Origin of the sequence: Streptomyces sp. NPDC007084, from assembly GCF_040703595.1 — a bacterium.
Lineage (GTDB): Bacteria > Actinomycetota > Actinomycetes > Streptomycetales > Streptomycetaceae > Streptomyces.
In genome coordinates this window covers 64,225-82,673 of record NZ_JBEYFY010000006.1, presented here as the reverse complement: position 1 = coordinate 82,673, position 18,449 = coordinate 64,225, and the positions used below count along the sequence as shown (strand labels likewise).

Sequence of the window (18,449 nt, the reverse complement as noted above, 5' to 3'; positions counted from 1 at the left end):
AAGGGTTGTGGACAGACCCGGCCAGCCTACGCCAGCACCCCGTACCCCCAGACGTCAGGCCGTGTACGCCCCGATCAGGAGCCCCGTGTAGGCGCCCGCGATCAGGAACGGGCCGAAGGGGATCGACGTCTTGCGGCCCGCCCGCCGCACGATCACCAGGCCCAGCCCGTAGAGCCCGCCGAACAGGAACCCGGCGAAGGTCCCGAGGAACACCGCGCTCCAGCCGTACCAGCCGAGGACGGCGCCGAGACCGAGGGCCAGTTTCACGTCGCCGAAGCCCATGCCGTTCGGGTTGACGAGGAAGAGGACGAAATAGCCGCCGCCGAGCGCGAGCGCCCCGAACAGCGCCGTCGGCCACTCCCCCGCGTGCTCGGGCAGGGCCGCGGCCACCCCGAGCAGGGCGAGCGCCGCCGCCGCGAACGGCAGGGTCAGCGGGTCGGGCAGCCGCTGCACCCGGAAGTCGACCAGGGCGAGGAGCACGCCGAGCGGCGCGAGCAGCAGCCAGACGGCCAGTTCCGGGCGGGTGCCGGTGGCGAGGGCGAGGCCGGCGCAGAGGGCGGCGGTGACGAGGGAGACGGTGAGGGTGCGGGGCCCGTGGGGGGCGCCCTGTGAGCGCGCGAGGCCGAGCCAGCCGCGCGCCGGGCCGGTGAGCGGGAGGCCGTCGGGGCCGGTGTCCCGCCATGGCTCGCCCGGTTCCACGGCGAGGCGGTACGCGGGCCGCGGCACCAGCAGCCCGGCGGCAGCACCCCAGACGGCGGCGGCGACGGCCACCCAGAGATCGAGATCCACGCGTTCCCCCTGGAAGATCGGTACGGAGACGGAAGATCGGTACGGAGACGACGGACGGTGCCGTCACGCCGGGCGCCACGGTCGGTGACCCCGGGCGCCAGGGCCGGGAGACCCCACCCCGAACCCGTACGGCCTCGGACCCCCACCCCGTACGACCCCGGACCCGCGCCCGTACGGGACCAGGGCCCCGCCCCGTGGACCAGGGGCCCCGCCCCGTACGAGAGCCGCACCCGCAGCGGGGACGGCCCCGAGCCCGGTCCGAGCCGAACCAGACCAGGCCCGGGCCCAGCCCGGTCCGGTCCGGGTGGCCGGGAAGCGAGTGGCCGTTGGGTGGCCGCTCACCCCACGGCTGCCCCGTCCGGGAGGCCCGTTCGCCAGGTGGGGAGCAGTTCGTCGAGGAGGGCCTCGGTGCGGGGCGGGAGGCCCCGGGCACCGCCGCGGGTGACGAGGTCGGCGGCGAGCCGCTTCAGCCGGTCGGTGTCGCCCGTCGCGTGGGTCGCGCGGAGCAGTTCGTTCCACAGGCGCTCGTCGCCCGGCGCCGAGTTCAGCGAGGCGTTCAGGGCCTCGATCGCCTTCTCCGCGCGGTCCTTCTCCAGGTGGAAGGCGGACAGCGCGAGCCCGATGTCCGCGACGAGGAGCGGGAGTTGGGCGTCGATGATCTCGTGGGTGAGCCAGCCGTAGCGGCCCTGCGGGCGGTCGGCGAGCAGCGGGCCGCGGACCAGGACGAGCGCGTCGGTGAGCAGCCGGCCGCGCACCACACGGCTGTCGACTCCCTTGCCCTGGGTGGCCTCGTGGTAGAGGGAGCGCAGCACGTCGAGGTCGGAGACGACGGACTTGGCGAGCGTGAGACGCCCGGCCTCGTCGGTGCCGAGGCGGGGTGTGCCGTCGGGGTCGGTGCCGAGCCAGCCGCGCAGCCGCTCCACGAGGGCGTCGCGCACGTCGTCGGTGACGCCGCGCGGCCATAGCGCGGCGGAGAGCACGCGCGGGTGGACTCCTTCCCTGTGCAGCAGGAGCAGCGCGAGGGCCTCGTGCAGCAGGGGGCTGCGCTCGCCGTCGGGCGTCTCCAGGCCGATGATCTCGTAGGAGCCGACGAGCCGGGCGTAGACGGCGGGGCGCCCCTGTTCGCTGATGTCGACCAGGAACGGCGGGGAGTTGGTCGGCCCGTCGGGATCGCGGTCCGGGTCGGCCTCCACGAACAGCTCCACGACGGCCCGCTGCTGGGCCACCGGCAGGAGCTGGGCGTCCAGTTCGAGGCCGAGGAGGGGGGCGAGCAGCTTGCCCTCGGCGGTGATCTCCATCTCCCAGGCGGCGCCCGGCAGATCGCCGCTCTCGGTGCCGACGAGGTATCCGATGCCCAACCGGCTCGCGTCGGCGGCGAGTTCGGCGAGCTTGACGGCGTCCTCGGCGGAGGGTTCGGCGGCGAGGAGGACGAGGTGGGGGGCCCAACGGGTGTGCTGGGCGGGCCCGGTGCGGCCGGTGAGGACCGAGTCCTGGCCGGCCGCACCGAGGGCGCCGCGGCGCTGCCGGGTCTCCGCCTCCATGGTCTCGACCAGCGCCTCGACGTCGTCCAGGTGGCGCAGCCGGTTGGGGGCGAGCGGGGTGAGGTCCTCGCCGAAGCCGACGAGGGTGATCGTCATGCGGTCGGACCAGCCGTTGGTGGCCAGCTCGGCGGCGACGGAGGCGAAGACGCCCGCGCGGTCGGCCGTGCTGCCGCTCAGGGAGACGATGCCGGGCACGGCCTCCAGGTTGAGCAGCAGCCGGGAGTCGTCCATGGTGCCGAGGCTGACCAGGCCCGGGTACGGGGCGGCGGTGTCGACCTCTTCGTAGCGCTCGGCGTCCGCGCGGGCCAGCATCCAGAACGTCTGGTCCTGCCCGAGCTGCCAGGGCGTGGGCGGCTTGCCGGCGGGCTGGGCGAGCTGGAGGTGCAGGTCGCCGTTGCCGCCGAGCCAGGCCGCGTAGACGGTGGGCAGGGGGCGGGACTCGGCGGCGAGGGCGGTGGCGAGTCCGCGCAGGGAGAGGTCGAGGAGGCGGACGCCTTCGGGGTCGGCGCCGACGAGCAGGGCGTCCTGGGCGTCGGCGGCGGACCCGGTGGGGACCGGGGGTTCCATGCCGCGCCGGCCGCCGACCGCGCCGAGCGCCGACTGCCACAGGGCCTGGCGGCGGCGCCGGCCGAGGGCGCCGAGCAGGCAGGCGGCGAGGAGGGGCGCGCCGAGGAGGGCCTCGGGCAGGCCGAAGGAGGAACCGCTGTCCTCGGAGCCGTGCGCGGCCGGCGGGCCGGCCGGCGAGGCCGGGGCGGCTTCGGCGGGGACGCCGTGGCCGCGCTCCGCGCCGGCGCCGTCGGCCTGCTCACCGGCGGCTCGCTGCCGTGGCACGTGGATGTGGGCGGTGTCCCGGTCGCCCTGTTCGTTCTGCCGGTGGGCGGCGCCGCCCCGCTGCCGGTCGCCGGTCTTGGCGTAGTCGTGGATCTGCTGCTTGACCTGCGGCGAGACCTCGGGGGCGGCGTCGGGCATCTCCACGAGTTCGCCGCCGTGGGCGTCGCCTGGCATCTCCAGGATCCAGCCGGGCCGGATGAGGCTGGCCTCGGACAGCCGTGAACCGTCGGGCTGCGTACGGTCCTTGTTGAGCTGGTAGATCTCCTTGTACCGGCGGCCGTCGCCCAGGTGGCGCTGGGCGACCTCCCAGAGGGAGTCGTGGTGGCGGCCTTCGGGGGGCTGGATCCGGTAGTACTTCGTGGCGCCGTGCTCGGTGGCGGCGGCGCCGGCGCCGCCCGCGTGGGCCGCCGCGTCGGCGGCCTGTTCGGCGACCGCGGCGGCGGCACCGGAGGCGGCCTGCTCCTGCCGCGCGAACAGGCCGGGCGTCTGCTGGGCGGCGGCCACGGAACCGTGCTGGCTGCCCTCCGGGCTCTGGCCGAGCTGCGAGAGGCCCGGTGTGAAGTTGGCGGCGGCGGCACCGACCAGCAGCAGCGCGGCGACGAGCTGGCGGGCGAGCAACTGGCTGGCGCCCGCGCCCGGTACGCGGTTGGGCATGCCGACGCCGGACAGCGCGGCCTTCACCTCGACGAGCACGCAGGCGGTGAACTGCGCCCACGCGAACCACACGATGACGGTCAGCGCGTTGACGAACGTGCTGACGGAGATCTCCCGTTGGAGCCAGTCCATCCGCGGCGCTCCGTGCGGCAGCGGCCAGCCCACGCCGACGGCGAGCGCGCCGGGCACGCCGACGACCAGCAGGAGCAGCGCGACGAACGCGCCGAACGCCTTCACGAAGTCCCCGAACGTCCTGCGACGCCGGGGCAGGGGCCGCGGCGTCCGATTCCTCGGACTCGGCGAGGTGCCCGTCGAGCTGGAAGTGGTGCGTCGCGCCATGGCGGGTGTCCTGGGGTCGTGGGTCGTCTGAGAGGGCAGCGAGGTCGGGGGTGAACCGAGCCTACTGAGATCTTAAGGAGCCTGTCGAAGCCCCCTCGGCCCCTGTGGAAAACCCCCTACCCGTTTCCTCACCCCCACCCCAATCACCCCGAGTTGTCCCCATCCACAGGCCTGGCACCATCACCGCATCTCCCTACCGGCCCCGACGGCTCGCTCTCGTGACGGCGCCCTGCCACCGCACGTAATCTGAGCCTCCTGGTCAAGCTCGTCCGTGGGTGAGGTGAGGGAGGGGCTGCCATGGCGCTGAGGCGGGAGGTCACCGCGCGTCAGGGGCGGTTGGCGGTCGAGTTGCGTCGGCTGCGGGAGGCGGCCGGGCTCACCTCGCGGGAGGCGGCGATCCTGCTCGGGGTGAATCCCGCGCAGATCAGCCAGATCGAGGCGGGCCTCGCCGGGGTGAGCGAGAAGCGGCTCCGCAAGCTGACGGCCCAGTACGCCTGCGCCGACGAGGCGTTCGTGGACGCGCTGGCCGCGATGGCGACGGACCGCACGCAGGGCTGGTGGGAGCAGTACCGGGGACGGCTGCCCACGCCGTTCCTCGACCTCGCCGAGCTGGAGCACCACGCCACGTTCCTCCGCGAGGTGCAGTTCCTGTACGTTCCCGGGCCGCTCCAGACGGAGGAGTACGCGCGGGCCGTCTTCTCCTACCGTGTCCCCGAACTCACCGTGGACGAGGTCGAGTCGCGGGTCCGGCACCGTATGCAGCGCAAGGTCATCCTGGAGGGGCCGACGCCGACGCCCTACGACGGGGTGGTCCACGAGGCGGCCCTGCGCATCATGGTCGGGGACCGCGCCGCCTCCCGGGCCCAGCTCGCCCATCTCCTCGAACTCTCCGAGGCCCACCACGTCACGGTGCGCGTGATCCCCTTCGACCTGGAGGGCTTCGCCGGTGCCACCAGCGCCATGACGTACGCGGGCGGACGCGTCCCGAGGCTGGACACCGTCCTGCGTGACGCACCCCAGGGCGCCGCCTTCATCGACTCGGCGGCCCAACTCGACGCGTATCGAACGCTCTTCCGTAAAGTGGAGGCCGTTTCGCTGGGCGCCAAGCGGTCCCGCGACTTCATCCACAGGTTGTCCAAGGAGCTGTGAGGCACCGATGAACACCCCCCACAACTGGCGGAAGTCCTCCTTCTCGGGGCCGGGTGACGGCGACTCCTGCGTCGAACTCGCCTCCACCGCCACCGCCCTTCACCTCCGCGAGTCCGACGACCCCACCACGGTCCTCACCACGACCCCGGCCCCGCTCGGCCACCTCCTGGAAGCCATACGCACCGGTGCGGTGACCGCGCCCCGCACGTAACAACCCCTCGACGAAGCCCCGGCCGGCGTTCCACCCGTAATGATCAGCGCGATACGTTCACACGTACGTCCTGAAGCTGAAGTCGCGGGTGTTACGGGGGAAGCGTGTCGAACAGGCCGGCGGACTGGCACATACTCGACCTGGACCACGATCCGACCCCGGGTGATCCACAGCGCGTGCGCAGGCTCGCCGGTTCGCTGCACGACTTCGCCGACGACGTGGCGCACATCCTGCGGGACATCAAGGGCCTCGCGAACGACGACGCGGTCCTCAAGTGGGCCGGGAAGACGGCGGATTCGTTCACGTCGGAGTTCGAGGACGTGCCCGGCAAGCTGAAGAAGCTCAAGAAGTCCTACAACCTCGCGGGCGACGCGCTGGCCTCGTACTGGCCCGACCTGGACGACGCGCAGGAGAAGGCGGACAAGGCGCTGCGCGACGGCCGTCAGGCCCGCGCCGAACTCGCCACCGCGCAGAAGGCGTTGACCGGCGCCGACGACTGGGTGCGGACGGCCACGGAGAAGGCGGACTCCTACGACCCGGCCAAGAGCCACGGCAAGGACGTACCGCCGCCGGACGAGGCCGACGTCCGCCGCGCCACCCGTAACGCCCAGCACGCCAAGGAACAGCAGGCCGCCGCCCGCAAGGACGTGGCCGACGCACAGGGCCTGCTGGACGCGGCGAAGAAGCTCGCCGCGCACGCGAAGGGACTGCGTGAGGACGCGGCCCGCCGCACGGTGAAGAAGCTCCAGGACGCCTCGGACGCCGGTATCCACAACCGGCACTGGTGGGAGGAGCCCCTCGACTGGGTCTCCGACCACTGGGACGAGATCGTCACGGTGTGCAAGTGGGTCGTGACGATCGTCGGCATCATCGTGATGATCGTGGGCGGCCCGCTCGGCTGGCTGGTGTTCGCGGCGGCGCTGGTCGTGCTCGCGGACACGGTCAGAAAAATGCTCAACGGGCAGGCGGGCTGGGGCGATCTGATCTTCGCGGTCCTCGACTGCATCCCGGCGACGAAGGGGTTCACCAGCCTCGCCAAGATGGGCAAGCTCTGGAAGGCGGGCGGCCTGCGCGCGTTGGGCGGCGGCGCGCTGAAGGGAATCGGCGGCGGTCTGAAAGGCCTCGCCGAAAGCATTCGCGGCATGAAGAACCTGCGTTTCTCGTCCTTCAGCATGATGGGCAAAAACCGGTGGTGGAAAGCGGACTCGCCACACGTCGGCCCGCCGACGAGAACCCCCGACGGCGCCCTGCCGTCGGACATTCCCGTCTATCACCGGGACGGTGCGACCGCGATCGGCTACGACCCCGCCACCCTCCGGAACTTCGACGTCGCCGAAAGGCTGCCCGGATATCAGGACGTCATCATTCACGGAACCACGGACGGAAGAATGGTCGCCGGAGAGGCGAATCGCGCCGGCCAGGCCGCGGGCGGTCACACCGTGCATCCGAATCACGTTCTCGACACGATCAGAAACATCCCGGGATACGACGGTGGCCCCATCCGGATGCTCACCTGTCACTCCGGGGCCGCCCAGCCTCACGTCATCCAGGGTCTCGCGAATTCCCTCGGCGTTCCGGTCAAGGCCCCGACGAACGCGGTGGGTGTCCCGAGCTTCGGCACTGGTCCCTTCACCCCGACGATCAAGGACGGCGGAAGCTGGCTGACCTTCCTGCCGATGGCCTAGGGTGCAGCACGTGAAGGCACAGGAGGAGCCGAGATGATTCGTACCGTGGGATTCTTTTCCGAACTCTCCCCGGGATGGGGATTTCCCCTCGACGGCCTGATGCGCGATGCCGTGAATCCGGCGGGAGAAGCGGACGAGGCCGACATCGTGGCTTACCTCAGAAGCGGTACGGGAATCTGGAGCGAGATGAGCGCCGGGCCGGATGTCCTCGACCCCGAAGCCCCCGATCTGTCCGGAATCGGATCGCTTTTCACGGACGGGACATGGCTCTGGCGCCAGGACCTCCCTTACTACCTCGCCAAATACCACGTCTCCCTTCCCCCGGATTTCCTCTCCCATGTCAGGAACGCCGGCTACCGGGTCCCGGCGGTACCGGAAGAACGCCTGGTGGAAATCTTCACGCGGGACCTGGGAATGACCATGTGAGAGCGCCGGGACGGGCGGCCGACAGGCCATGCCCGTGCCCGTGACCGCGACCGCGACCGCGACCGCGACCGGACGCACCCTACGAACCATTCATCACCGAAGGAGTCGGAACATGACCTCGAACTCCGAGAGTTCGGCCCGCCAGGAACCCTCCATGGGTTTCTCGCTGGCCGTTCCGGAGTCCTGGTGGGAGTTCGACATCCGCCCCGAGGGCCGGGACACCACCGTCCGCACGCTGGTGGACGAGCGGGTCCGCGAGATCCCCGAACTCGCCCCCTACCGAACCGACTTGGCCGCCATGCTGCGGAAGATGGCCAAGGACGCCTACGACTCGGGCGCCGTGTACATGGGCTGCATGGCGGAGAACTTCGACGGGGTCCCCCTGTCGGCGACGATCACCGCGTCCATGGTCGGCGCGAAGAGCAAACAGGGCTCGGCCCTGTCCACCGACCCCCAGGCCATCGCGGACAGCCTGCGTACCGTCACGCCCCGGCGCGAAGGGGACGCCTGGCGCACGGTGACCACCGTCGAACTCCCCGAAGTCGGCCTCGCGGCACGGACGTTCGGCGTCGAGGACGTGCCCGTCGCGCAGGGCGACACCCGTACCCTTCGTATGGTGCTGACCCAGACGTACATACCGGTCCCGGGAACCACCGAACAGGTCGTCCTCGTCTCCGGTGCCAGCCCGGTGCTGGACCTCGCCGAGGCGTTCCACGACATCTTCGACGCGGTGACCGGCACCTTCCGGTTCGTCTGACCGAGACTTCCAGGACTCCCGGAGGGGGAAACGACATGGCCGGCGGCGGCAAGAGCGACCTCGCGCTCCCGTTGAGCGAGCTGGAGGACTACGGCGGGCGGCTGCGGGACATCAAGAAGCGGCTGAACCACACCAAGAAGCTGTTCGAGTCCTACCGGGACGACCTCGGCGACCACACCGTCTACGACGCCCTGGACGACTTCGAGTCGGGCTGGGAGGACGGCCGGGAGGACATCGGCCAGGCCCTCGACGCCCTCGCCGAGATGTCCGACGCGGTGGTCCGCGAGTTCCGCAAGCTGGACGACAAGCTGGCCAAGGACGTGAAGGACGGGGTCAAGAAGGAGGGGGACGGCAAGGGTGGGGGCGGGGGCGGGGCGAAGTAGCCCCGGGCCACCGGGCCGTCCGGTGCACCGGACCCTCCGGGATACGGGACCCACCGGGCCACCGGGCCCTAGGGGAGACGGGGCCCTCCGCGATACGGGACCCACCGAGCTTCCGCCGGGACACCGTGGCCCCACGGCTCCCTCAGCTCGCTCGGCTCGCTCAGTTCCCTCAGCCCACCTCGTTCTCCGCGACCGCCCGCCCGTGCACCGTCACGTCTCCGCCGTAGAACAGGCCCGTGAAGACCGGGGAGTACGTCAACTGGACCTCGACCTCCACCTGGTCGGCGTCCGCGGTCACGCAGTGGGTGGCGGCGACGTCCCTGCCGGACATGCCCATCTCGCGGGCGAAGGCCTGCACGCGGGCGCCGCAGTTCTGGTAGTTGATCGGGGCGGAGCCGTTCTTGTTCTCGTAGAGGGACTCCAGGTCGACGTCCTGGGCGGCGAAACGGGCCGCCTGTTCGGCGATGTCGGCGGCGCGCTCCCGCTTGGAGATGGACATACCGCCGTCGATGACGAACGCGGACAGGGAGAGGAAGACGAGCGCGAAGATGATGACCGCGCCGGCCCCCGAACCCCGGTCGTCCATACGGGTCCCGCGCGCCTCGAACCAGGCCCTGATGCGGGCGCCGACAGCGGGCGCCGGCCCCACCCTCTCCTCGTTCAGGCTCATGCCGTCCTCCGGAACGGGTCGAGGGGCGAGCTGAAGTTGGACTTCAAGGTGGTGGGCACGTCGAGCCCGATCATCGCCAGACCCCGCACCTGACAGCTCACCTCGACCGAGAACAGCGTGTTGGGCTCGAAGCCCGTACTCGTCTGCGTCACCGTGACCGGCCCCGAGCAGACGTCCGCGAGGTCGGCCTCGGCCGCCTTGCGCGCCTCGGCCATCGCGGTCCCGTGGTCCTTCTGGATCGAGCCGGCCCGCGCCGCGTCCCGCGCCGCTCCGTCCAACGCGCCGCGACCGTCGACCAGTTGGCCGAAGGCGACCAGCACCAGAATGAAAAGGATCATCACCGGGGCGAGGATCACCACCTCGATGGTGGACAGACCCCGGTCCCCGCCCCGGTCCCCACGGCCGTCGGACATATGGGCGCGCACCCGGACGCGCATACGGGCGCACAGCGCCGCCGGCGAGGGCTTCGGTGGCATCACGGGCCCTCATCCTCCACGAACCGCTCCACCGGCCCCGCCGACTGCGCGTGCACCGTCAGATCCAGGCCGGGAAAGACCGTGGGGATGCGCGCCGTGATCTCGACACCCACCGTGTCCGGGTCGGGTTGCAGCAGCTTCACGTCCGGCGAGAGCACCAACCGCGGCCCGAGCTGCCGGATATAGCTGTCCACCACGTCCCGCGCGTCCCCGCGCCAGGCCCCGGGCCGCGCGTCCGCGGTGGCGCGGGCCTTGCGGGCACCGGCCTGCGCCGCAGCCTGCGCCACATGGTCGGCGAAGAAGTACAGCGCGAACTGCACCGTCGCGAAGATCATGAAGAAGAGCACCGGGGTGAGCAGCACGAACTCGATCGCGGTCATGCCGGAGTCACCGCGGGCGGAGGCTGCCTCCACCCTGCGGCGCACCCAGCGACGTACCCCTTGACGTGCGCGCACCCGATTCCCCGTCTACGTCGTCCGCTTCGCCCGCGTCGCGTTCAGCAGGTCTTGCCGGCGTCGGCGCCCTTGATGCAGTCGCCGACCTTGTTGGCGCCGTCGCTCAGCGCGGCGTTGATGATCGCGGCGACCACGCCGACGATCGCGACGACGACGGCGGAGATGATGACCCACTCCACCGCGGACGCACCCCGGTCGAGTTCGCCGGAGCGGGCGCGCTGCACCCGGCCCTGGAGGAAGGTGATCAGGAAGTCCACCCCCGGAATCCCGGTACTGAAGTTCCGTCCGTTCATGGTGAGTTGTCCTCTCGAAGAGATGTATCGAAGGTCGCCTTCGCGACGAGGTGGGCACGGTGCGTCGCCGCGGACGTTCAGACCTGGAACACGCGCATCGCCGCCGGATAGATGAGGAAGACCAGGAACCCGGCGCACAGCAGGAGTTGGGCCACCAGCATCGACTGGGACTTCTCGCCCGCGCTGCCCTCGATCTCGGACAGCTCGCGGTGCCGCATCGTCTCGGCGCGCGAGGCGAGCGACTCCCGTACCTTGGCGCCGTCGTCCGCGACCAGCGCCAGCGAGGCCGACAGGTCCTTCAGCTCCTCGACGCCGAGTTCCTCACCGAGCGACCCGAGCGCCTGCCACTGGCTGATGCCGGTGATCCGGGCGTCGGCGAGCGCGTTGCGGATGCGCTGGGTGGCCCAGCCGTCGGAGATCTCGGCGGCGGCCATCAGCGCCTCGGGCAGACCGCGCCCGCCGGCCAGGCTCATCGACACGAGGTCGAGGTACGCGCCGATCACGCGCCGCAGGTCGCGCCGCTTGGCCACCGCGTCGCGCCGTACCTCCAGGTCGGGCAGGAAGAAGAAGACACCCGCGAAGAGCAGCGCCAGCCAGACCGGGATGATCGGGCTGCGGCCGAGCCCGAGGGTCCACACGACGGCGAACAGCAGCGGCCCGAAGAACAGCCCGGCCGCGGCCAGCAGCACCTTCGTCGCGAGGAACCTCTCCCAACTCCGGTCCAGGACGGCGAGGTCGGCGCGCAGCGAGCGCTGTTCCCAGCCCTGCTGGAGGTAGACGTCGGCGACCCGGCTGCCCACTTGGGCGCGCAGTCCGGCGAGCCGGCCGGTGTCCTGCCGGGTCGGGTGGGCCGACTCGTACGCGGCGCCGCGGGCCCGCATCGCGTCGATCCGGGCGACCTGGGCGACCGCGCTGCGCTTGGCGGGCATGAGCGCGCGGACCAGGACGTAGACGCCGAGTCCGAGGACGGCGCCGATCAGGATCGGCATGGTCAGGTTCATCGGCGTACCGCCTCGTCCCCGGAGACCGGTGTGCGCGGGCGGACGAAGCGCACCGACGACTCGTCGCGCACCAGGAACCGTTCGGGCGTCTCGATGGTGGACAGCTTGCGCAGCCACCAGAAGCCGAGCGCGAACAGCCCGCAGACACAGGCGAGTACGAGCTGCCCGACCGGGCTGCCGTACGGCTCGACGAAATCGCGGTTGAAGATCGACAGGCCGAGGACGAAGGCGATCGACACGGCGACGACGATCTGCACGGAGCGCCGTGTGGAGGCCCGTTGGGCCATCACGCGCTGACGCATGTCGACCTCCTCGCGGGCCGATTTGGCGAGGGCGCCGAGCACTTGGCGCAGTCCCGGGCCGCGCAGCCGCGCGTTGAGGATGAGCGCGGCGACGATGATGTCGGCGGACGCGTCGTCGATCTCGTCGGCGAGATGCTGGAGCGCCTCGGGCAGCGGGGTGCGTGAACGCAGCCGGTCCACCAGGGCGTCGAGGTGCGGGCGCAGGACGGGGGCGGCGGCGCGCGCCGAGGCGGGGATGGCCTGTTCCAGGCCGACGGCGCCCGCGATGGTGTCGCGCAGCGACTCGGTCCAGGAGGCGAGGGCTTCGACGCGGCGCATCGCGGACCTCTCTTCCGAGGCGCCGCCGAAGAGCTTGTCCCAGAAGAAGACGAGGATGCCGGCGGCGATTCCGGCGACGGCCCAGCGGGTGAGGAGCAGGACGACGAGTCCGGCGATCGCCGCGATCGAGCCGCGCTGTCCGGCGAACCGGATCAGTTCGTTGGCGCGTTCGGTCGCCTTCTGCTTCTCGTGCTCGGGCTTGGCCGGGAATCCCCGGACGGCGACGGCGAGCAGCGCGAGGCCGCCGCCGACGGCGACTCCGCAGCCGAGCGCGTACAGCACGGTCGTGGAGAACAGGCCGCCCATGGAGCCGAGCGAGTCGAGGGCGGCGAGGGAGGTCATGTCCTTGGCGCCGATGCCCGAGGTCCCGATGCCCGTGGTTCCGATGGCCGATGTCCCGATGTCCGTTGCCCCGATGGCCGAAGTCCCGATGTCCATGGCCCCGATGGCCGAAGTCCCAGTCGCCGATGCCCCGGTCACCGTGCCGGGCCCTCCGCCGGAGGCCGCGATCGTGGACGTGATCGATGTCGTGAACGCGGACGTCCCCGAGGTGGTGAAGGTGGTCGTGAAGGTCATCGTCGTCACCAATTCCCGCTGCCGGGCAGCCGGTAGCCCTGCGCGACGAGTTCGTCGAGGCAGGCGATGGGCGCGTGCGGGACGATCCGGCCGTCCGGGGCCTCGGCGAACACCTCGCTGGACAGCACCCGTCCGTCGACGCCGTTGACCTCGCGCACGGAGGTGACCATGCGCTGGAGCCGGCCGCCGGACTCGTACTCGTTGCGGCGCTGGATGAAGACGACGAAGTTCACCGCGCCCGCGATGAGCATCTGGCTCGCCTCGATGGGCAGGCGCTCGTTGGCCTGGAGCGCGTACGTGGAGATGCGGTTGAAGACCTCGCTGGAGCTGTTCGCGTGGATCGTGGACAGCGAACCGTCGTTGCCCTGCGACATCGCGTTCAGCATCGTCACGATCTCGTCGCCGAGCACCTCGCCGACGATCACCCGGGAGGGGTTCATACGCAGTGAGCGGCGCACCAACTCGGCCATGCTGATGGCGCCTTGGCCCTCCGAGTTGGGCAGCCGCTCCTCGAAGGCAACCACGTTCGGGTGCAGGTCGGCGAAGGTGTCGAGGCCGAGTTCCAAGGCGCGTTCGACGGTGATGAGGCGTTCGTGCGGCGGGATCTCGTTGGCGAGGGCGCGCAGCAGCGTCGTCTTGCCCGCGTTGGTGGCGCCCGCGATCATGATGTTCTTGCGGGCGCGGACGGCGCAGGCGAGGAAGTGCGCGACCTCGGGGGTCAGCGTGCCGTTGCCCACCAGGTCGGACATGAAGACCTTGCCCATGCGGGCGCGGCGGATCGACAGGGCGGGCCGGCGGGTGACGTCCATGACGGCGGAGAGCCGGGAGCCGTCCGGCAGCCGCAGGTCGAGCTGCGGGTTGGCGGAGTCGAAGGGCCGGGACGACAGGCCCGAGTAGGCGCCGAGGACCTGGATCAGCTCGATCAGTTCCTCGTCGGTCTCCGCGACGGGATCGCCGGTGGTCTCCCGGCCGTCGGCGTAGCCGATAAAGACCTGGTCGTAGCCGTTGATGTCGATGTTCTCGACGTCCGGGTCGTCGAGCAGCGGCTGTAGCCGGCCCACGCCGAAGAGCGCGGCGTGCACGGCGGCCGCGTACTGCTCCTCGGTCTCGGCGTCGAGCGGGGTGCGGCCGAGGTTGATCTCGGTACGGGCGTGGTCCTCGAGTATCTGGGCGATGACGGCGCGCGCGTAGTGCCGCTCGTCCTCGCTGGACATCGGGGTGACGCCGCGGACCTGGTCCTCGCGCCGCTGCTCGGCGATACGGTCACCGGCGTCCTGCCGGAACCGCTTGACGAGCTGGTGGTCGACCGCGGTCATCGCCCGGCTCCGGCGGCGGGCTGCCCGTACGGGCCGGAGGTGCCGTGCGGGCCCTGCGGACCGTGCGGGCCCTGGGGACCGTGCGGGACCTGCGGACCCTGCGGGACTTGCGGGCTCTGGGAACTCGGCGCGCCCTGGGGACCGTTGGAGCCGGAGGAACCGTGGGCGCCGGGCGTGGCGGGGGCTCCGGTCGTTGCGGGGGCTCCGGTCGTGCCGAGGGCGCCCTGCATGCCGTGGGCGCCCTGCATGCCGTGGGCGCCCTGCATGCCGTGGGTACTCTGTCCGCCCCGCGTGCCATGGCCGCCGTGGGGTCCTTCGGCGGGTACGGTCCAGGCGGCGCCGTACTGCTGGTACAGGTCCGCGGCGACCTTGCGGGCCGAGCGGATGAGCAGCGACTTGTCGAGGCGCCCGCGCCGGCGGCCGGCCAACTGCTCGGCTCCGGCGGGGTCGTCGGCGAGCGTGCCGACCACGTGCGCACCGGTCTGCGCCGCTACGAGCATGTCGTTGACCTGGTGGACGAGCTTGGCGGAGTCGCCCGGGTCGGCGATGAGGACGACACCGATCAGCGGGGTGGCCATGCTCGCGGCGCCGCGCGGACCGCCGTGCAGCTTGGCGGAGAGGGCTGCGGCCCGGTCCCGGACGCGCGCGATGGCCTCGGGTTCGGTGCGGGAGAGCAGCAGTACCAGGGCGGCGTGCGGGAAGAGTTCGGCGGCCGGGGTGTCTCCGCTGATCCGGCCGCAGTCGGCGATGACGTCGGCGGGCGCGTTCGGGGAGTCGGCGAGCTGGGCGAAGGCGCGGCCGAGGGTGGGCCAGAGTCCGGCGAGACCGGCGGCCTGCTCGGCGATGCCGAGGCCGACGAGGACTTCGAGTCCGCCGCTCAACGGCTGTACGTGGTCCCAGAGTTGGTCGGGCACGAGTCCGCGGCGCGCGGTGGCCGCTATCGACAGCATGCCGGTGTTGGGGTTCAGCGGGCCGCCGTGGGCCGCCGCGCTGCGGTACACGAGGTCGCCGCCGGCCGGATCGGTCTCGGCGAGCAGGACGCGGCGGGGCCAGACCGCGGAGAGCGCCACGGCGGCGGTGGTGACTCCGGGGGAACCCTTGTCCGCGGCGAGGGCGATGAGCGCCATGGCTGTCTACTCACTCGCCTCTAGTTGCCGGGAACGAGGACGATGGCGACCTTGCCGGCCGAGGATGCCTTGGCGACGGCAGCGGCGTCCCCGATGTCCACGACGAGGGTCACCGGCAGGTTGGTGCTGCTTATCGCGGTGTCCGAACTCGAATTCACGGAGAGGACCTTGGCCTTGTCTACGATCGGGCTGTCGTCCGCGCCGGACGTACTCGAACCGGTGGAACCGGACGAACCGCGGCTGCTGGAGCCGTCGTCTCCGACCCGGTAGACGGCGACGGTGTCACCGGTCTTGATGTCCGCCGGGTACTGGCCCTCCTTGAGGGAGACACCCACGGATGCCTTGCCGTCGGGGATGGACGTGCCGCTGGAGAACATCTCGCCGATGACGAGGGTGCCCTTGTAGATGGTGGACTTCGCCTTGAGCTTCTTGAGCGCCCCGAGCTGGGTCCACTTGACGTAGTTGATGCCGGCGTCGTCCGCGACCATCACCGACTGCGTGTGGTCCCCCACGGACTCGCCGGCCTGGATGTCGCTGGTCACCTTCACGACCTCGACGCGGTCACCGGCCCGCAGCACGAGCATGGTGGCGCCGAGGGCTCCGACGAGGATGAGGAGGACGGCGAGTGCGGCCAGCGCGGGTTTGCGCTCGCGAGGCGGCGTGGGAAGCCGGTCGCCCATCACCGGGTGAGCCGGCGAGGCGGAACGGCTGTTGCCCGCCCCCGTACGCTCTTGGATCTTCACGCAACCGCTCCCCGTACACCCAAGAAAAAGTCTGCCAATTCACGTGCCAAAACGGACACTTCGCCCCCGAGTCCCGTTACGGGACGTACCGCCCGACCTGGCCGGACAGTCGGCTTGGAGCGAGTGTCAGGCCATGGCACCGTATCAGCCGCACATAAGCCCCTCAAGGCACGTCAAGGCACCTGAAGCGCAGCGGACTCGACGTTACCGACGCGCAACCAGAGCCCCGCGGTTCCCTGTTGGCCCGGGTGATCGCGGGCCCTTCCGACCTGTGCGCCAGCGAATCCCCTCCGCCTGCGGAGCGCCCCCTCGTCACGGGCCGCGCACGAGGCCTGCACGAGCTGCTCACGGGTGAGGTGAGGCGGCGGGGCGAGAAGGGCCGAGGAGGGGGCGGGCTTTCAGCCGCATGAGGGAACGGGGGCGCGGGGACGCCGGGACAGGGGGACACGGGGACGCCGGGACACGGGGATACGGAGACGCGGGGATACGGAGACGCGGGGACGCCGGGTCGCGGGGATCGACCGGCGAGGGCCGGAGGACCCTGCCAGATCCGGGGGGGGCGGCCATGTCAGGCCAGGCCGGATTCGGCGGCGGCCAGTTCAGTCCCGGTGCTCCTCCCAGGGGGCTTCCGTGGAGACGTCCCAGCGCACCCAGGTCAGATCACCACGCCAGCCAGGGCGACGGGGCCCCCAGCCGAGCAGCACCGGCATGACGATTTCGTCCCCGCCCATCTCTGCCGGCAGGGGCACTTCGGCCCGATAGTGCGCCTCGGGGCCGCCGTCTCGGTACTCCATCACCATCGTGAGGTCGTCGTTGAGAGCCAGTTGAAGGTACGTCTGGGTGTCATCGGTCCCGTCGAGCCGCTCCACGATCAGAAACCGGCTCCGCAGATTCATCCCGGCGAACAGGGCCTCCAGCTGGGTCGCGTCGGGATCGTCCCGGATATCCCCGAAACCATCAGTGATCCGCAGCCGTACGTCAGTCATTTCGGTCCCCCGTCATTTCAGTGCCGCCGTCATTTTCAGCACCCTGGCCGCGTTCCCCAACTGTGGCATCTCCTGCAAAAGGATCCGCTGCCGAGAAGCTCCCCCCTCGTGATCACGGGCGTACGACAACACGGCCCGCGCCGGCCCCGCGTCGCACCTCCCCCGCTGGTTCGCCTGGAGAAGCCGCTTCCCGCCACCGGTCACCGCACCCGCGAAGTGCGGCACAGGATTCAGGTTCCACTGGCATGCTGCATGCCTGTTCCAGCCGACCCAGAGGTGCCGCGTTGCGGAACCCGGAGACGAGGGACCGGAGATCCATGGTTCCTCCCGGGGTGGCCGCGACGACGACCTGAGCGAGGCGGCGCCGCTGCTGGGCGGGTTCGATGGCGAGGGGCCCGGGCGGGGGGCCGGAGGTGGAGAGACAGAGACGAGTCGGGGCGGGGTGGAGTCGGAGTCAACGGGCCACTCCGCTGGATTAATCCGCTGGACTACTCCACGAAGCGGAACGTGGAGGTGATGGCGTCGAAGATGTCGAAGAAGGAGTCGGCGAGATCGAGGACTTGGCTGCTGCCCGCGACGAGGGCGACCTTGCCCGGCCGGCCGGGGACGGGGATGAACGTCTGCATGAGGACCGCGCGGATCGTGCGCTGAAGGGCGTCGTCGGGTGCGGCGATGTCCTCGATGCCGTACGTCCGTGCGGCGGGGCCGACGCCGGGTATCTCGACGGTCGTCACCTTGCGCCAGGCGTCGCCCTCCTTCTTGGCCTCCCGCACGGCGAGCTGGCCGGCGATGACCTGCGGGTCGGTGGAGAGGGGCTCACCGGTCTGGGAACGCCCGCCGACGATCGACACGGTGACCGAGCCGGTGATCGGGGTGTCACCGCCGAAGGACTCCGCCATGCAACCGCAGTACAGGGCGCCGGACTTCCAGGCGTCGGCGGCGGACCTCCGCAGGAAGGCGGTGTAGGTGTCGCGGTACGGGGCCAACTCGAGCCGCTCGTCCATACGTTCACTCACCATCCGCCGGATCGAGTCGTCCCGCGACTCCGGCCGCACGTCGAACTCCCACCACGTCTCCGGCACCTTGATCCGGAATCCACCGCGCTCGATGGTGAGCGTCTCCATGTAGCGGGCCATGACTTTTCCCCGGGGTCGCGTCTCGTCCTCCACGGCCGGCGTCCACCGTCCGCGCGTTCGCCACCGCGTTCGGTCTGGTGGCTTGGGTCAGGGTACGAGGCGGGGGGTTAGGCGGGGCGCCGAGGAGGTCGAGTGCAGCCGGGAGGGGCGCGTGGCTGTGCGGTGGCGTAGCTCGCGCTAACGCTTGCGAAGGGTGAAGGAGTGAGGGGTGGGAGGGGCCATGCCGGGGAGGGGGCGACGGGCGCCGGTCCTGCGGGCGCCGCCGCGCGGGGGTGTGGATGACGT

General features: G+C 71.3%; 19 protein-coding genes. 6 read left to right on the top strand and 13 right to left on the bottom strand.

The window, feature by feature from the left end; translation table 11 throughout:
* Positions 1 to 54: 54 nt before the first annotated feature.
* Together AB0912_RS08005 and AB0912_RS08000 are read right to left on the bottom strand one after the other, a co-directional pair.
* Complete coding sequence (locus AB0912_RS08005; protein WP_366697107.1) at positions 55 to 789, bottom strand: A24 family peptidase; 735 nt, start codon at positions 787 to 789, stop codon at positions 55 to 57.
* A 338-nt stretch (positions 790 to 1,127) separates the two neighbouring features.
* Entirely contained in the window at positions 1,128 to 4,154 is a 3,027-nt protein-coding gene (locus AB0912_RS08000; protein WP_366697106.1) for a BTAD domain-containing putative transcriptional regulator, read from the bottom strand.
* 297 nt (positions 4,155 to 4,451) lie between these two features.
* Between AB0912_RS08000 and AB0912_RS07995 the strand changes: the two genes are divergently transcribed.
* From AB0912_RS07995 to AB0912_RS07970, 6 genes are all read left to right on the top strand, one after another.
* Positions 4,452 to 5,303, top strand: coding sequence for a helix-turn-helix transcriptional regulator (locus tag AB0912_RS07995; RefSeq protein WP_366697105.1), 852 nt, complete (start codon positions 4,452 to 4,454; stop codon positions 5,301 to 5,303).
* Between the two features lie 7 nt (positions 5,304 to 5,310).
* The gene (locus AB0912_RS07990; RefSeq protein WP_366697104.1) at positions 5,311 to 5,514 is read left to right on the top strand and encodes a DUF397 domain-containing protein; all 204 of its coding nucleotides are present in this window, start codon (positions 5,311 to 5,313) and stop codon (positions 5,512 to 5,514) included.
* 104 nt (positions 5,515 to 5,618) lie between these two features.
* Positions 5,619 to 7,199, top strand: coding sequence for a putative T7SS-secreted protein (locus AB0912_RS07985; RefSeq protein WP_366697103.1), 1,581 nt, complete (start codon positions 5,619 to 5,621; stop codon positions 7,197 to 7,199).
* A 33-nt stretch (positions 7,200 to 7,232) separates the two neighbouring features.
* Entirely contained in the window at positions 7,233 to 7,625 is a 393-nt protein-coding gene (locus AB0912_RS07980; protein ID WP_366697102.1) for a hypothetical protein, read from the top strand.
* A 112-nt stretch (positions 7,626 to 7,737) separates the two neighbouring features.
* Positions 7,738 to 8,382, top strand: a complete 645-nt coding sequence (locus tag AB0912_RS07975) for a hypothetical protein (protein ID WP_366697101.1) — start codon at positions 7,738 to 7,740, stop codon at positions 8,380 to 8,382.
* Between the two features lie 35 nt (positions 8,383 to 8,417).
* Positions 8,418 to 8,765: a hypothetical protein gene (locus tag AB0912_RS07970; RefSeq protein WP_366697100.1), complete on the top strand. Its 348-nt coding sequence runs from the start codon at positions 8,418 to 8,420 to the stop codon at positions 8,763 to 8,765.
* Positions 8,766 to 8,934: 169 nt separating this feature from the next.
* Here AB0912_RS07970 and AB0912_RS07965 read toward each other — a convergent pair whose 3' ends face one another.
* From AB0912_RS07965 to AB0912_RS07915, 11 genes are all read right to left on the bottom strand, one after another.
* Positions 8,935 to 9,351: a pilus assembly protein TadG-related protein gene (locus AB0912_RS07965; protein WP_366697218.1), complete on the bottom strand. Its 417-nt coding sequence runs from the start codon at positions 9,349 to 9,351 to the stop codon at positions 8,935 to 8,937.
* Positions 9,352 to 9,431: 80 nt separating this feature from the next.
* Positions 9,432 to 9,848: a TadE/TadG family type IV pilus assembly protein gene (locus AB0912_RS07960; RefSeq protein ID WP_366697217.1), complete on the bottom strand. Its 417-nt coding sequence runs from the start codon at positions 9,846 to 9,848 to the stop codon at positions 9,432 to 9,434.
* A 62-nt stretch (positions 9,849 to 9,910) separates the two neighbouring features.
* A complete protein-coding gene (locus AB0912_RS07955; protein ID WP_366697099.1) occupies positions 9,911 to 10,291 on the bottom strand; it encodes a TadE family protein in 381 nt (126 codons plus the stop codon).
* Between the two features lie 116 nt (positions 10,292 to 10,407).
* Positions 10,408 to 10,659 carry a hypothetical protein gene (locus AB0912_RS07950; protein WP_028805786.1) on the bottom strand — a complete coding sequence of 84 codons (252 nt, stop codon included), beginning with the start codon at positions 10,657 to 10,659 and terminating at the stop codon, positions 10,408 to 10,410.
* A gap of 77 nt (positions 10,660 to 10,736) precedes the next feature.
* Complete coding sequence (locus AB0912_RS07945) at positions 10,737 to 11,660, bottom strand: type II secretion system F family protein (RefSeq protein ID WP_366697098.1); 924 nt, start codon at positions 11,658 to 11,660, stop codon at positions 10,737 to 10,739.
* Complete coding sequence (locus tag AB0912_RS07940) at positions 11,657 to 12,586, bottom strand: type II secretion system F family protein (RefSeq protein ID WP_366697216.1); 930 nt, start codon at positions 12,584 to 12,586, stop codon at positions 11,657 to 11,659. The genes AB0912_RS07945 and AB0912_RS07940 overlap by 4 nt, the downstream gene beginning before the upstream one ends.
* 275 nt (positions 12,587 to 12,861) lie before the next feature.
* Entirely contained in the window at positions 12,862 to 14,172 is a 1,311-nt protein-coding gene (locus AB0912_RS07935; protein WP_366697097.1) for an ATPase, T2SS/T4P/T4SS family, read from the bottom strand.
* The gene (locus AB0912_RS07930; RefSeq protein WP_366697096.1) at positions 14,169 to 15,299 is read right to left on the bottom strand and encodes a hypothetical protein; all 1,131 of its coding nucleotides are present in this window, start codon (positions 15,297 to 15,299) and stop codon (positions 14,169 to 14,171) included. Before AB0912_RS07930 ends, AB0912_RS07935 begins: the two co-directional genes overlap by 4 nt.
* A 20-nt stretch (positions 15,300 to 15,319) precedes the next feature.
* Positions 15,320 to 16,042 carry a hypothetical protein gene (locus tag AB0912_RS07925; protein ID WP_366697095.1) on the bottom strand — a complete coding sequence of 241 codons (723 nt, stop codon included), beginning with the start codon at positions 16,040 to 16,042 and terminating at the stop codon, positions 15,320 to 15,322.
* A gap of 599 nt (positions 16,043 to 16,641) precedes the next feature.
* On the bottom strand, positions 16,642 to 17,028 hold the full coding sequence (locus AB0912_RS07920; protein ID WP_366697094.1) for a hypothetical protein: 387 nt from the start codon (positions 17,026 to 17,028) through the stop codon (positions 16,642 to 16,644).
* Positions 17,029 to 17,516: 488 nt separating this feature from the next.
* Positions 17,517 to 18,164 (bottom strand): hypothetical protein, encoded by a 648-nt coding sequence (locus AB0912_RS07915; RefSeq protein WP_366697093.1) that lies wholly within the window; start codon positions 18,162 to 18,164, stop codon positions 17,517 to 17,519.
* Positions 18,165 to 18,449 lie beyond the last annotated feature (285 nt).